The following is a 14,311-nucleotide window of genomic DNA, read 5'->3' as shown; positions in this document are numbered from 1 at the left end:
CCACCAAGAAAGCGATATGGGAGCGAATGAGATTATCTCGCTACTCTTCGATTCCCATGGCATGAAGACACCAGGCGTTCTCGTCGCTGACTTCCTGCCACTGTTTGTAGCGCCCGGAAGTGCCACCGTGCCCGGCCTCGACCTCGATGCGCGCGATGGCATCGATACCCCGCGACTGCAAGCGGGCGATCCATTTGAGCGGTTCGACATAGAGCACACGGGTATCGTTCAGCGAAGTGGTGGCGAAAATCTTGGGATAGCGCAAAGCCCTACCATCGGTTTCGCAATCACCGGAATGTCGTGTGTCGTTTTCCAAGTTTCCGTTCCTGCGATTCGCCGACGAACCCGTACCCTCCGCTTCACCCTGCCAATGACCGAACGGCGCATTTTCGTAAGGAGAATACGACTTCATATAGTCGTAGACATTCTTGTCGTGAAGCGGATCGCCCCACTCGTCCCACTCGGTGACGGTCAGCGGCAGCGACGGGTCGAGAATCGAGGTGAGCGCGTCGACGAACGGCACGTCGGCCTCGATGCCCGCGTAGCATTCCGGCGCCATATTCGCCACGGCACCCATCAAGAGCCCTCCTGCCGAACCGCCGTTGGCAACGCTGCGGCGCGGATCCGCCAGCCCCGCCTGTTGCAAGGCTTTGGTGGCGTCCACGAAGTCATTAAACGTATTACGTTTATTCAGCCTTCTCCCCTGCTCGTACCACGCTCGGCCCATCTCCCCGCCGCCGCGCACATGCACCACGGCGTAGAGCACCCCGCGGTCGAGCATACTTATTCGCGCCACGGAAAAACCGGGGTCGCTGTCGGCCTCGTACGCCCCGTAACCGGTGATGAACATCGGGGAGCCGGACGTCGAAGAACCACCGGATCTGCGGCTATCGGCTTTCCCGCCCGCGCAATCAAGCAGGTCGATCCTGCTGAAATCTTCGCCCAGCGCGGCCATGGCCTTGCAGCGATCCGGCCGCCAGACCAAGGAAACCGGCACGAGTTCACCGTCGCGCACCCGCACCCAGATGCGGCGCTCGCGGTAGTTCGCGGCATCGAAACCGCCATGTACCTTCGCGCGTTTCAAGAGCCTGCTGCTGCCGGTGGCCACGTCCAGTTCGCGCAGCTGACCGGGTTGCGTATAGCTTGCGAACGAGTAGCGCAGGCGCGGCACATTGTATGAAGGATTGCCGCCGGCTCCGATGGAATACAGATGACGGTTGACGCCATCCTCGTCCGGCTTGAGCTCACGGAAACGCCACGGACGATGGGCCAGAAAGTCTTGCAATGCCTCGTTTTTGGCCATCACCGCCACATGCGGCAGGCTGTCGCTCCGATAACTCAGCACGACGAAATCGCGGTACATCGCGATGCCCTCGATGCCCAGCCCGCGAGCGCCGCGCAGGATTTCGGGGTTGTCGGGATTGTTGTACGGCGTATTGACCGGCTTTTCGCGCGCTCCCGGTTCGACCTCATCGCCGCGCTCGCAGCCATATGGCGAACCCTGCGCGACAATCACGCCCTCACCCAAGGCATACGGCGGCTCGTGGGCGCTCAGGTCGACCACATCCACTTCGAAATTCGGGTTGTTCGCATTGTGGTAGACCAACGCCAGCGGGATGTCGGCCCCGGCTTCCCTGCCGCCTTCGAACCTTGCGAAACTCACGTCGTATTCGACACCTTCCCGCCGTGGGATGAACGCGCGGAATTCCCCTTCGGGGTCATCTACCGGCAGCATCAGCACCTCGCTGGTCGTCTTGGACGAGCAGCCGATGACCATGTTGCGCTCGTCAAAGCTCAGCCCGACGCCGATCCAGAAGTGTTCGTCGGCTTCGCGGAACACCTCAACGTCGTCGTCGACGGACGTGCCGACCCGATGCCGCCGAACCGCGCAAGGTCGCCACGATTGGTCGAGCATCGTGTAGAACACCCACTTGCCGTCAGGTGTGAAGCAGGCCTCGGCGATGCCGCGGAATACCTCAGGCAGCTCATGGCCGTCCTCGAGGCTACGGATGCGGTAATCATAGCGTTCGCTGCCGGCGGTGTCGACGCCGTAGAGCAGCCAACGGCCGTCACGGGTCAGGTCGAGCCCGCCCAAACGGAAGAAATCGTGGCCTTTCGCCTCGATATTCGGATCGAAAACGATTTGTTCTCCCGGCTGTCCTCCCGGCGCATCGCCAGCCTCGATCGACGGGGGATCCCAGTCATCCGGCCCGGCGATCGGCAGGCGGCACTGCACCCCATACTGCAGACCCTCCTGGGTGCGCACGAAATACCAATAGCCGTCCATCCGCGTCGGCACGGACATGTCCGTCTCGTCTACCCGTGACTTCAGCTCTTTGAACAGGCGGTGCTTGAGAGCGTTGAAACCGGCCGTCCTCGCCCGGTAATATTCGTTTTCCTCGCGCACGAAGCGTTGCAGTTCCGGCGAATTCTTGTCGCGCATCCACTCGTAGGGATCGCGGAAGGTATCGCCGTGAACCGTGCGCATGTGCTGCCGGCACGGGGCCTGCGGAACGGTCGGGGTATCGGCGGCTTGCGCCGAGCGTGCCATAGCGTTCGTTTCGTCAGTCATAAGCATCCAGCCTATACTCATCGAACGAACAACACCGCCCAGCGAAGCCAGAGACGACCGCCTGAAAGAACCGAGGCGCAAGAGCCTCAAGCGGCTTTCCGCCCTCACCGCCACCTCTATTTGTCCCTTTTACATGCTTGCCCTCAGGCTCTCGGTAAAAAGTGACATTTACGGCCGCTATTTGTCACTTTTTACCTAGGCCTTCCAAACAAGCACGTAAAAAGCGACAAATAGACGCACACAAGACGCGACATTCGACACCATGATTCATTTTCATCACAATCACGGCAGCGCGATAGCCACATTCAAGCGGCGATCGGCATCATCTGCCGCCGTCGACCCACGGAACTATTGCGCGCGACGAACCATGGCGGCGTACTGGTCCGCGTCCATCAGCTCCGGCTCGTCGTCGTCCAGCTCGATCTTCAGAATCCAGCCCTCGCCGTACGGGTCGTTGTTGATGACCTGCGGATCGTCGGAGACGGCCTGGTTGACGTATTTGACGGTGCCTTCGACCGGGGAGATGAGGTTCTGTACGGTTTTCGCGCTTTCCATTTCCACGATTTCGTCGCCGGCACGCACCGGAGTATCCGGTTCGGGCAGGTCGACGTAGACGATTTCGCCCATCTGCGAGGCCGCATATTCGGTCAGTCCGATGACGGCCAGCCCGTCGGCATCGTCGACCCAGACGTGGTCGGCGGAATATTGCAGGTGGTCGGGCACATCCAAAGCCGGAGATTTGGAGTCTGCACCAGCCATCTGCGAAGCGGAATCGGTGACTTTGCCGGTCTCGTCGTTATCAACATCGTTCATATCGTTTTCGTTCATACCCACAGATTACAGCATCATCCGCTTGCCGGTTTGCATGTCGCGAAACAATCAGGCGTTCCGCTTGCAGCAGCAAACAGAACGCCTGGTAACAGCATTCATCGAAATGAATCGAACGCAACCGCCGTTAGCGCACCGGTCCGGAAGGCTGGGAGCCGACGACCTGCACCAGCGTGCCCTGCGGGCAGTTGTCGTAGATCCACTGGGCGTCGCCGACGTTCATGTTGACGCAGCCGTGCGAGCCGTAGTGGGCCGGGTCACCCTTGGCGATGCCCGTCGGGTTCCAGTCGGCGGTATGGAAGCCCTCGCCGCCGTTGAAGTAGCTGACCCAGCGCACGTTCGGCGAGACATAGCCCGGCCCGCGCATGGTCTGAACCGCATAACGCAGGTAGATGAAGTAATTGCCCAAGTCGGTCTCGTCGCCGCCGGGTGCGCCGGTGCAGACGAGGAAGGTCTTGACCTGCTGGTCGTTCTTGTAGACCGTCGCGGTCTGGCTGGAGAGGTCCACCACGATACGCATCTCGGACTTCTGCTGCTTGACGTCGAACTTGGTGATGTCGGCGGCCTCCTGGATAGTGGCCGGCTGGCCGCTGGTCATGGCGTTGTATACCTGATCGGCCACCGCAGCGCCGTCTTTGACCTTGACGCCGTTGACGCCCTTGGTCATCGTGAGCATCACCTTGCCGGTGCCGTCGACGATGTCCTGCTGGCTGACCATATTCTGGTTGAGCTGCTTGGGCATTTCGCTGTTGATGTAGCTGGTGATGGCGTCCTTGTCGATGCCGAGGCTGATCTGCCCTTTTTCAATATCGGTATTGGGCTTGATCCACGCCGCCAGCTGCGCCACCGGCACCTCGAATTGGGTGGCGTCGCCGTTGCCGATGACGATCTTGTTGGCCAGAAGCTTGTTCGCCGCGTCCGCCGCCGTTGCCGCGGTGCTTTGGGAGACGGGGGTATCGATGGTCTTATAGGTCACTTTGACGGATTTGGTTTGCCCGGGATCCGCAATCAAGGTGCTGATCGAGTTCTTCACGCCCGACATTTCGGGGGCGCGCCCTCCATGGCCCGCATTGGCCACGAACTTGTTGGAGTTGCCGTCGAAGGCCACGCTCGAAGGAACGGCCTGGTCGCTGTCTTTGACAAAGGTCTTGGTCAAGTATGTGTCGATGGGCAGGTCGTCCGTCTTGGCGACAAGCTTGACGCTGGCTTTGGAGAAGGGAACGACACGGCCGGCCCCATCGCCCTTGGCGGCCATGAGATTGCGCACCGTCTTATCGACGTCGACGTTCACACCCAGATCCTTGAAACCGGCGGTGGCCTTCTTGCCCTGCCCGTCGCTGATGGCGAGCTTCGAGTTCTGGACCTCGTGATCGACGGTCTGCTTCAATTGCGCGGCGTTCTGCCCGGCCACGGCCACATTGCCGAGACGGACACCCGGCGCCGCCTTGTCTTTGTAATACCAGCGGGCAGTGAAGAATGATGCGATCAACGCGACTGCGAGCACCGCCAGCACCACGGCTGCGATGATGATGGCCAGACGGCGCTTATCCGGCTTTTCATGCTGCGCCTGAGCACTGATGCCGAGTGCGGCAATATCGGCTTGGCTGAGCTCGCTCGTCAATGCCTCAGGCTCATTGCCGCTGTTGTTCACGTTGTCCATTCTTCCTCCACATACCCTTCTCGGCGTACTGACGTACAAGATTATCCTAAAGATATGACGTCACGGCATTGCAGAAAGCGTCAAACGAAGCCGTTCACCAGATAGCGAAAAACAAAACGCCTAAACAGATCATCACACGGTATCTAAATACTTACGATGACAACAATTATCGGTTTTCGCACTACAGTTCCTGCCCGTACCACTCCTCGATCATATAACGGGCGACAGTAGCCTTGCCGGGCGCCGCTATCCGGCCGACAATCAGAGCTTCTCTGAATTCGTCTCTGGAGAGGAAACGGGCATCAAGGGTTTCGCCGCCATCCACCGAGACCTGCGTGCCGAGCGCCCGCGCCTTGAACGCGACCATCAGCGAACCGGGGAACGGCCAGGGCTGGCTCCCCAGATACTTCACCTCGCCGAGCGCAAGCCCCGTTTCCTCGGCCACCTCACGCTTGACGGCGTGCTCGAGGTTTTCGCCGGCCTCGACGAACCCCGCGCACACCGAGTAATGCGACGGATCCTTCCATGCCCGGTTATGCTGCAGCAGCAATCGGCCCTTCCCGTCGACGATGGAGACGATGACGGCCGGCTCGATTCGGGCAAACAGCGGAGAGCGATGAGCCTTGCAGCCTTCGTTGACGCAACGCTGGGCCCATCCGGCCATGGCCGGCACGACCCGGGAACCGCAGCGCGGGCAGTATTTCTGGGAGGCGCGCCAGTTGCTCAAAGCGACCGCGGTGGTAGCCTCCCCCGCCTGGCGTGCCGAGGCGTGCGGGGCGAACCCTATCAGCGACACCCAGTCGAAACGTTGCAAGGCACGTTGAAGCACCTGGTTTCGTTCGGCTTGTGGATTCCCGCCATCACCCGGTTCACTTATCCTGCTGGCAAAAACCGAGACATCGAGAGCGACAACCGACTGAGGATGTTCGCTGCCGGCACCGTAGCTGCCGAGAAATACGGGAATGATACCAAGCCGGTTCGCGGTTTCATCGATAGTGTCACCTATATTTTCGCCGATACCGGGGTCACCTTCACTGGCCGCAACCCCTTTTGCCTGCGCCTTCGCATCGTCAGCGCCTTCGCCGGGCTGCCCGGTAAGCGCGCGCAAAATGTATTGGCCTGGCACACCTGCCAAACGCATCTTCGCGGTTTCGAAATCGACCCGCGCCGCCTGCCCGTCAGGAACGGCCACGAGCCCGTCACGCACGAAGATGACGCTGGTCGAGGGCTGCGAGAGCACATCGGCAATCAGATCGGGGTCGCTTCTGCGTTCGGTCTGGTAATCGATATCGCCCTGCGCGAGCGGCAGGAAGGGCAGCACCTGCGTCAACGCCAACGATGAGAACGAAGCAGCCATATCAACCTCTTTAACTTTCCGGTGGGACTATTCCTATACCTGTATCTGTCTTTGCACCATTACCGTCGTTCTACGCGTTGAACCAGGTCCAGCAAAGCGTTGGCGAGCGCATCGGGATGTTCGACGGCACTGAAATGGCCGCAATCCGGAATCGCAGTGAACGCGACGGAAGTGGAGGTCATGGCATCGGCGATCGGACGCATCTTGGCCGGCGGGCTCGAGGGGTCGTTCTCCCCGCAGACCACCGCGGCCGGGGCGGTGATATGCGGCAGCAGGTCCGTGGTGTCGGCACGGCCGGCGGCCATGCGTTCGCGCCAGGCAAGTCCCTCCGGACGTTGATCGCGAATCCAACCGGACAGCAGATCCTCGAAATGCGGGCTGCGCTTGATGCTCGAATCACCTGCCTGCGGTCGGGCGAAATGCATCACCGGTTCGACGGTGTTGTCGTCTTCGCAGGTTTTGGCGATGTTCAGGCGGTTCGCGCGAGCCTCGTGGCTGTCCGCAAGGGTGGTGGTGTCGCACAGGGCAAGTCCGGCAACAGAGCCGGGAAACAGCCGCTGGATATCCATCGCCAGGTAACCGCCCATCGAAAGGCCTACCCAAATGGCCTTTTCGTGGCCGGTGACGTGCAGCATCGAAACATAGGCTTCGACCACCTTGTCCATCGCCTCGACATAAGCGCCGTCGTCGGCGAGCGCTCCGGTGGCTGAGGCATCCGGTATCGCCGCGTCGCCGGCACCCGGCGTGTCGGGCGCCCAGATCGGGAACGGCGCCATCCCGCGCTCGCCGCCCAACCGAATCAGGCTTGCGGCGCAATCATCCCACATCCGGGCATCCACGGGGAAGGCATGCAACAGAATCAGCGGCGTGCCTTTGCCGGAACGGTAGATTTTATTGCCAATACGAATATTCATGCCACTCTTTCCTGGTCGACCCGCAAGATCACGGTCAATACATTCTGTACCATGCGATATCCCTCATGCCAAATCGACGCAACGGGGCTGCGAGAAAACGCGATACCACGCACTTGCACCATTGCCCGATATCGTGATTCCAATGGCTACTCGCCAACTCCGGCCCACGAAAGCGCGCGACGCACGATCTGGCCGTGTCCGCCCGACATCTGCTCGATGAACGTGTCGAGCTGCTTGCTTTCGACATCGCACCATTCCACGTCCAACGCGGGGTCGAGCGGCTTGCAATCGCCGGAGATCTGCACCACATAGCACAGCGCGATGGCATGCTGACGCGGGTCGTAGAACTCGGAAATACCCGGGGTCGGGAAGAACTCGGCCACGGTGAAAGGCTGCAGGCTCGCGGGCAGGATCGGAAGGGCGAGGTCGCCCAGGTCCTTGGCGATGTTGCGCGCGATGGCCTCGCGGATGGTCTCGTGGAAAAGGATGCGGCCGGTGATCAACGTGCGTTCCACGGATCCGCTGTCGCGTACGCGCAGCAGGGAGCCGACCTGCGAAATCCGGCCCATGTCGTCGGTGCGCACCGGAACCACCTCGGCGTAGACGATGGGCAGTTTGGCGCGCGCCTCGTCGATATCGTGCGGTGTCAACCATCCCGGAGGGTTGCCGTTGCTGCCGCCACGCACAAAGTCCTCGGGCGTGATGCCGTCAAATTCGCCACGATGCCGCCCCGCATCGAAATCGCCCTCGTCGGGCACTTCATCATTCAAGACTGCCATGGCTCCATTATCGTGTCTCTGGCTGACGAATGCGCGAATCGAACGGCCTTTTCGTCGCTGGCGTAGCTTTGTTGGGGTTTACTGCGAGACTGAGTGATACATCGTTCGCAGGCTTTCGACCACGAGACGGTGCAACGTACAAGCGGAAGGAGCCACAACATGGCAACGCAGACTTTGACGGCAACAAACTTTGAAGAGACCATCACCAACAACGACCTGGTGTTCGTTGATTTCTGGGCCACCTGGTGCGGCCCGTGCAAGGCTTTCGGCCCGGTTTACGAGAAGGCCAGCGAGGCCAACCCCGACATCGTCTTCGGCAAGGTCGACATCGACCAGAACCAGGAGCTTGCCACGGCCGCCGAGATTCAGGCCGTCCCCACCCTGATGATCGCCAAGAAGGGCCAGATCATCTTCAAGCAGGCCGGGGCCCTTCGCGCCTCCGACCTTGACGAGGTCATCAAGCAGGCCCGCGCCCTTGATGTCGACGCCAAACAAGGCACCAACGCCTGAAATCTGGAAGCCGCTGCTCGGACCGGCAATCGCGTTGCAGGCAGCGCTTGAGCAATTTCACGTAAAACGATTATGCCGATAGTCGACCATGTTTGGCTATCGGCATATCTGTCGGCAAAACGACAAAATAACTGCGTTTCACAGAGTAATACATAATCGTTTCAAGAACAAAACCGCTGTTATGGACAATTTTCCGAGCGATTTTCGTGGCGGTGCGTTATAATTGTGGTTGTTTTGTGATGTAGTGATGTACCCGCGAAGGCGGATTGAGAAGTTGCGACGTTGCATCTCGCACGTAAGAGACACGCGAGAAAGAGTTGAGCGAGAACTGAACGGTACGTTGTTGATTCGACGTGCCAAGAACTGTAGGACTACCTAGGAGCATTAGAGGCATATGGCTGACCACCGTAAGCAAACCAAGACCTTGAGGTCGCTGAGCAAACGCCAGTGGACGAAGATCGCGGCCGGCGCATTAGCGGTTGTGGCATTGGTGGGCGGCAGCGCTATCGTCGTCCATTCCCATAATGCACGTCAGAATTCCCTTACTCAGGTCACCTCGTATTCCGCGACGGACTCCAACGCACTGAGCGTCTCCCGCGGCACCGACCGAGAAGACCTTCGCGGCGGCAAAGCCGGCGACACCTACGTCACCGTCAAGATCAACGGCAAGAACCGCGCAGTCGTCGGTTCCCACTTCACCGACGTCAAGTCCGTGCTCGACCAGGGCGACATCACCCTCGAGACCGGCGATGTCGTCAAGCCCAGCCTCAAGACCAAGGTCAACGAATCCACCGTCATCACCATCGAGCGCGCCGACGCGAATCTCGAGACCTCGGACGCGGCCATTGGTTTCAACACCGTGACCAAGGAGACCTCCGACCTGCCCAAAGGTCAGCAGAAGGTCGAGTCCGAAGGCCAGGAAGGCGTCATGGAGACCACGAGCCTGGTGACCAAGGCCGGCAAGAAGACCATCTCCTCCAACGTTTTCACTTCATTCGTAAAGAAAGCTCCCGTCGACAAGGTCATCCTTGTAGGCACGGGCTCCGGCTCCTCCGTTTCCAGCGCGGCCGCGAACATCGGTTCCACCGTTCCTGCCGGCGAGATGCAGCAGTGGGCGCATGACTATCTGCTTTCCAACGGCGGCTCCGAGGCCGACTTCACCGCCACCGTCTACATCATCAGCCACGAATCCGGTTGGCGCGTCAACGCGCAGAATCCGTCCGGAGCCTATGGCCTGCCCCAGGCACTGCCCGGCGGCAAGATGGTGAGCGCCGGTGCGGACTGGGCCACCAACTACCAGACGCAACTCAAGTGGTTCTGGGGTTACTGCAACACCACCTACGGCAGCGTGCAAGGCGCCTACAACCACTGGCTGAGCGCCCATAGCTACTGAGTTCTTAGAGTTTCGACGTTGTAAGTAATCGTTTTGGGGCTTTCGGTTCACGCCGGAAGCCCCTGATTTTTATCTGAGTACTGAATTGGCCGTCACTATGTGTAAAACACAGTGACGGCCAAGTAGCTTAGCTAAGAAAACGTCAGTCCTTGCGGAAGCCCTTCGGATTCTTGGTCTGCCAATTCAGGGACGAGGAGGCCATCTCGTCGATGCCGAGCTCTGCCTTCCAGCCAAGTTCGCGCTCGGCCTTGGAGGAATCCGCATAGCAGGCCGCGATGTCGCCGGGGCGACGGGGCTTGATGGTGTACGGGATCTTGTGGCCCGCGGCCTTCTCGTAGGCCTTGATGACCTCGAGGACGGAGTAGCCATGGCCGGTGCCAAGATTGTAAGTGTAGACGCCGGGCTTGTTGATGTGGTCGATTACCGCGACGTGGCCGCGGGCGAGGTCGACGACGTGGATGTAGTCGCGCACGCCGGTGCCGTCGGGGGTCGGGTAATCGTTGCCGTAGACCTGGACCTCCTTGAGCTCGCCCAGCGCCACCTTGGCGATGTACGGGGTGAGGTTGGCCGGAATGCCCTTCGGATCCTCGCCGAGCAAGCCGGACTCGTGGGCGCCGACCGGGTTGAAGTAGCGCAGCAGCACGATGGTCCAGGAATCGTCGGCAACGTGGACATCGCGCAGGATCTGCTCCTGAAAGAGCTTGGAAGTGCCATACGGGTTGGTGGTGCCGCCGACCGGGCTCTCCTCGGTAAGCGGCAGATGCTCGGCCGCGCCATAGACGGTGGCGGACGATGAGAAGATGAACTTCTTGACGTCGTGGTCGCGCATGGCCTTCAAGAGCACCATGGTACCGGTGAGATTGTTGTCGTAGTACTCAATCGGCTTGGCGACGGACTCGCCCACGGCCTTGAGACCGGCGAAGTGGATGACCCAGTCGACGTCGTTCTCCTCGAAGATGCGATTCATCAGCTCTTCATCGCGTACGTCGCCGTCGTAACGCTTCACGGTCTTGCCGGTGATGGTCTTGACGCGATCGAGCGCTTCCGGCACCGAATTGACGTAATTATCGACGCTGATGACGTCGTACCCCTTGTTCAGCAGCTCCACATCGGTATGAGTGCCGATGTACCCGGCTCCCCCGGTAACCAACACAGTTGTCATAATTCTCATGCTCCTTGATTGTGTCGTAACCTAACAAAACTTAACATTAGCACACATTAGCTACCAAAACCACTTCGACACGAGGACACTCTAAAGGTCTCATAACCATTGGAAAACCTTGTTTACACTTCGTAGAAAACCACTTAATTAAGGTTTCCGCGACACTCCGTACGCCGAAATCGGCCTAAGAACCATGTCTCACAAATCTTTTATGCCAAGACAACCGAACAGCAGTTATCGAGACAAACCTATTGGCCTTGTTTCTTGTACTTGGCCTCGGTGGCGGCCTTGGCGGGCCTCCACCAGCTCTCGTTGTCGGTGTACCACTGGATGGTCTCTTTGAGGCCTTCAGCGAAGTCGGTGTGCTTCGGCTTCCAACCCAGCTCGGTCATCAGCTTGGTCGGATCGATCGCGTAGCGGCGGTCGTGGCCCGGACGGTCGCGCACCCAGTCGAACGCATCCTCGCTCTGGCCCATCACGCGCAGGATGTCGTGGAGCACGTCGAGGTTGTTGCGCTCGCCGTCCGCGCCGATCAGGTAGGTCTCACCGATCCTGCCCTTGGTCAGGATGGTCCATACGGCGCTCGAATGGTCCTCGGTGTGGATCCAGTCGCGCACGTTGAGGCCGTTGCCGTAGAGCTTCGGGCGAATACCGTCAAGAATGTTGGTGACCTGGCGCGGGATGAACTTCTCCACGTGCTGGTAGGGGCCGTAGTTGTTGGAGCAGTTCGAGATCGTGGTCTTGAGGCCGTAGGTGCGGTGCCAGGCGCGCACCAACATGTCGGCGCTGGCCTTGGAGGACGAATACGGGCTGGACGGACGGTACGGGGACTCCGGGGTGAAACGGTGCGGATCGTCGAGCGCGAGGTCGCCATAGACCTCGTCGGTGCTGATCTGGTGGTAGCGCACGTCGTACTTGCGCGCCGCCTCCAAGAGGCGGTAGGTGCCCACGATGTTGGACTGGATGAACGGCTCAGGGTCGATGATGGAGTTGTCGTTGTGCGACTCGGCCGCGTAATGCACGATGGCGTCGTGGCCGGGCACGATCCTGTCGAGCAGCTCGGCGTCGCACACGTTGCCGTGCACGAACTCGACCTGATCTTCGGGCAAGCCCTTGATGTTCTCGATATTGCCGGCGTAGGTCAGCGCGTCAAGCACGGTGACATGGGTCTCCGGATGATGTTCCGCCACATAGTGCACGAAATTCGAACCGATGAACCCACAGCCACCGGTCACGATAATGTTCCTAGGATGAAATACTTCCTCAGTCATAAATCCCAGTCTAAAACTTGGATTTCCGTGAAACCGCCAAACGGCCAACTCCGTCAAATGAATCCGCGAAAACATCATCACGCCAATCGTTGTTCAATTTTAAAGATTGTGATATAATAATTGAACATCACGATAGTTAGAGGAAAGCGGCGGCTATGTTGTCGAGGAAGCAGTTTTTGACGCTTGCGTATCTGCGGACGCATTCGGACGCGCAGCAGCGTCTTATCGCGGCCGGGACCGGGCTCTCGCTTGGCAGCGTCAACAAGGCCATGAGCGAACTCACTGACGCGGGTTTTGTCGCCGACTCTCGCATCACCACGGCTGGCATTGAAGCCCTTGCACCGTACAAGGTAGACAACGCCGTCATCATGGCAGCGGGCCTGTCGTCCAGGTTCGCGCCGATTTCGTACGAAAAGCCGAAAGGGCTTCTGAAGGTACGCGGGGAGATCCTCATCGAACGTCAGATCAGGCAGCTGCAAGCGGCCGGCATCCACGACATCACCGTCGTGGTGGGCTACAAGAAGGAGTTCTTCTTCTACCTCGAACAGAAGTTCGGCGTCTCCATCGTCGTCAACAACGAGTACGCGACGCGCAACAACAACGGGTCGCTGTGGCTGGTACGCGACCGACTCTCCAACACCTACATCTGCTCTTCCGACGACTACTTCACCGAAAACCCCTTCGAGACGTACGTGTGGAAGGCCTATTACGCCGCCCAGTATTCCGAAGGCCCCACCAAGGAATGGTGCATGACAACCGGTGCCCACGGGCGCATCACCTCGGTAGAAGTCGGAGGCTCAGACTCGTGGTTCATGCTCGGCCACGTATACTTCGACCGCGCCTTCTCGAAGAAGTTCCGCGCGATCCTCGAGGCAGAATACGACCTTCCCGAAACTCGCGACAAGCTCTGGGAGTCGCTCTACATCGAGCACATCAAGGAGCTCGACATGGAGCTGCGCCCCTACAAGAAGGGCGTCATCAACGAATTCGACTCGCTCGACGAGGTGCACGCCTTCGACCCGGATTTCCTGCAGAACGTCGACACGGATATCTTCGACAACATCGAACGTGTGCTGGGCTGCGACCGGGAGGAGATCCACGACGTCTACCCACTCAAGCAAGGCCTGACCAACCTCTCGTGCCACTTCTCCACCGACAGCGGCGAATACGTCTACCGCCACCCGGGGGTGGGCACGGAGCTTCTGGTCGACCGCGGCGCCGAGGTCGACGCGCTCAACGCCGCCAAACGGCTCGGCCTCGACAACACCTTCATCTACGAGGACCCCAAACGCGGCTGGAAGATCTCACGGTTCATCGACCACGCATGCAACCTCGATTCAAGGGATCACGCCCAAGTCGGCCGCGCCATGCGGATGGCGAGGACACTGCATGAGAGCGGTACGACGGTCAGACGCGAGTTCGATTTCTACAAGGAAGCCAGACGCTATGAACAACTCCTGCGCCAGAAGGGACCCATCGATATCCCCGGCTTCGAAGAGATGGCCGTAAAAGTGGCACGCTTGGAGCAATATGTGACCGCCGACAACGCCCCGAAATGCCTCTGCCACAACGACCTCTTCTCCCTCAACTTCCTCATCGACGAAGACGGCTCGTACTCGCTAATCGACTGGGAATACGCCGGCATGAGCGACTACGCCAACGACTTCGGCACCTTCTGCGTCTGCGACCAGCTCGACGAAAACGAGGCCGACGCCGCCCTGGCCGCCTACTTCGGCCGCACACCGACACTAGCAGAACAGCGCCACAACTACGCGCACATCCAACTGGCCGGCTGGTGCTGGTACCTTTGGTCGCTGGTCAAGCAGGCCCAAGGCGACTTCGTGGACCAATGGCTCTACATCTAC

General features: G+C 59.7%; 10 protein-coding genes and 1 pseudogene. 3 read left to right on the top strand and 8 right to left on the bottom strand.

All coding sequences use genetic code 11. The annotated features are described in order from the left end of the window. Window positions 1-40: 40 nt before the first annotated feature. The 6 genes from OZX75_RS00055 to OZX75_RS00030 all read right to left on the bottom strand — a co-directional run bounded on the left by OZX75_RS00055 (window position 41) and on the right by OZX75_RS00030 (window position 8,110). Window positions 41-2,572 (bottom strand): S9 family peptidase, encoded by a 2,532-nt coding sequence (locus tag OZX75_RS00055; RefSeq protein WP_525930243.1) that lies wholly within the window; start codon window positions 2,570-2,572, stop codon window positions 41-43. Between the two features lie 348 nt (window positions 2,573-2,920). Further along, window positions 2,921-3,331, bottom strand: coding sequence for a glycine cleavage system protein GcvH (gene gcvH / locus OZX75_RS00050; protein WP_277147532.1), 411 nt, complete (start codon window positions 3,329-3,331; stop codon window positions 2,921-2,923). Between the two features lie 196 nt (window positions 3,332-3,527). Continuing rightward, window positions 3,528-5,060 carry a L,D-transpeptidase gene (locus OZX75_RS00045; protein ID WP_277146217.1) on the bottom strand — a complete coding sequence of 511 codons (1,533 nt, stop codon included), beginning with the start codon at window positions 5,058-5,060 and terminating at the stop codon, window positions 3,528-3,530. A 181-nt stretch (window positions 5,061-5,241) separates the two neighbouring features. Next, window positions 5,242-6,417, bottom strand: a complete 1,176-nt coding sequence (gene nudC, locus OZX75_RS00040; protein WP_277146216.1) for an NAD(+) diphosphatase — start codon at window positions 6,415-6,417, stop codon at window positions 5,242-5,244. Window positions 6,418-6,476: 59 nt separating this feature from the next. Continuing rightward, window positions 6,477-7,331 carry an alpha/beta fold hydrolase gene (locus OZX75_RS00035; RefSeq protein WP_277146215.1) on the bottom strand — a complete coding sequence of 285 codons (855 nt, stop codon included), beginning with the start codon at window positions 7,329-7,331 and terminating at the stop codon, window positions 6,477-6,479. A gap of 146 nt (window positions 7,332-7,477) precedes the next feature. Next, window positions 7,478-8,110 carry an NUDIX hydrolase family protein gene (locus OZX75_RS00030; protein ID WP_277146214.1) on the bottom strand — a complete coding sequence of 211 codons (633 nt, stop codon included), beginning with the start codon at window positions 8,108-8,110 and terminating at the stop codon, window positions 7,478-7,480. Between the two features lie 159 nt (window positions 8,111-8,269). Between OZX75_RS00030 and trxA the strand changes: the two genes are divergently transcribed. Further along, window positions 8,270-8,620: a thioredoxin gene (gene trxA, locus OZX75_RS00025; protein WP_277146213.1), complete on the top strand. Its 351-nt coding sequence runs from the start codon at window positions 8,270-8,272 to the stop codon at window positions 8,618-8,620. Window positions 8,621-9,014: 394 nt separating this feature from the next. Continuing rightward, window positions 9,015-10,013 (top strand): G5 domain-containing protein, encoded by a 999-nt coding sequence (locus OZX75_RS00020; RefSeq protein WP_277146212.1) that lies wholly within the window; start codon window positions 9,015-9,017, stop codon window positions 10,011-10,013. Between the two features lie 142 nt (window positions 10,014-10,155). Here the strand turns inward: OZX75_RS00020 and galE are convergent, their stop codons facing one another. Next, complete coding sequence (galE, locus tag OZX75_RS00015; protein ID WP_277146211.1) at window positions 10,156-11,175, bottom strand: UDP-glucose 4-epimerase GalE; 1,020 nt, start codon at window positions 11,173-11,175, stop codon at window positions 10,156-10,158. 248 nt (window positions 11,176-11,423) lie between these two features. Continuing rightward, window positions 11,424-12,446 (bottom strand): dTDP-glucose 4,6-dehydratase, encoded by a 1,023-nt coding sequence (rfbB, locus tag OZX75_RS00010; RefSeq protein ID WP_277146210.1) that lies wholly within the window; start codon window positions 12,444-12,446, stop codon window positions 11,424-11,426. 155 nt (window positions 12,447-12,601) lie between these two features. Between rfbB and OZX75_RS00005 the strand changes: the two are divergent. Further along, a pseudogene (locus tag OZX75_RS00005) lies at window positions 12,602-14,173 on the top strand (phosphotransferase); the annotation flags it as partial. Window positions 14,174-14,311 lie beyond the last annotated feature (138 nt).

Origin of the sequence: Bifidobacterium sp. ESL0800, assembly GCF_029395355.1 — a bacterium.
In the GTDB taxonomy this organism is placed as follows: domain Bacteria; phylum Actinomycetota; class Actinomycetes; order Actinomycetales; family Bifidobacteriaceae; genus Bifidobacterium.
The sequence above is the reverse complement of the archived record's forward strand: the minus strand, read 5'-3'. Positions and strand labels throughout refer to the sequence as shown.

Coding starts and splice junctions, on each gene's coding strand:
- OZX75_RS00055 (WP_525930243.1), bottom strand. CDS start 2,572: ATGACTGACGAAACGAACGCTATGGCACGCTCGGCGCAAGCCGCCGAT.
- gcvH (WP_277147532.1), bottom strand. CDS start 3,331: ATGGCTGGTGCAGACTCCAAATCTCCGGCTTTGGATGTGCCCGACCAC.
- OZX75_RS00045 (WP_277146217.1), bottom strand. CDS start 5,060: ATGGACAACGTGAACAACAGCGGCAATGAGCCTGAGGCATTGACGAGC.
- nudC (WP_277146216.1), bottom strand. CDS start 6,417: ATGGCTGCTTCGTTCTCATCGTTGGCGTTGACGCAGGTGCTGCCCTTC.
- OZX75_RS00035 (WP_277146215.1), bottom strand. CDS start 7,331: ATGAATATTCGTATTGGCAATAAAATCTACCGTTCCGGCAAAGGCACG.
- OZX75_RS00030 (WP_277146214.1), bottom strand. CDS start 8,110: ATGGCAGTCTTGAATGATGAAGTGCCCGACGAGGGCGATTTCGATGCG.
- trxA (WP_277146213.1), top strand. CDS start 8,270: ATGGCAACGCAGACTTTGACGGCAACAAACTTTGAAGAGACCATCACC.
- OZX75_RS00020 (WP_277146212.1), top strand. CDS start 9,015: ATGGCTGACCACCGTAAGCAAACCAAGACCTTGAGGTCGCTGAGCAAA.
- galE (WP_277146211.1), bottom strand. CDS start 11,175: ATGACAACTGTGTTGGTTACCGGGGGAGCCGGGTACATCGGCACTCAT.
- rfbB (WP_277146210.1), bottom strand. CDS start 12,446: ATGACTGAGGAAGTATTTCATCCTAGGAACATTATCGTGACCGGTGGC.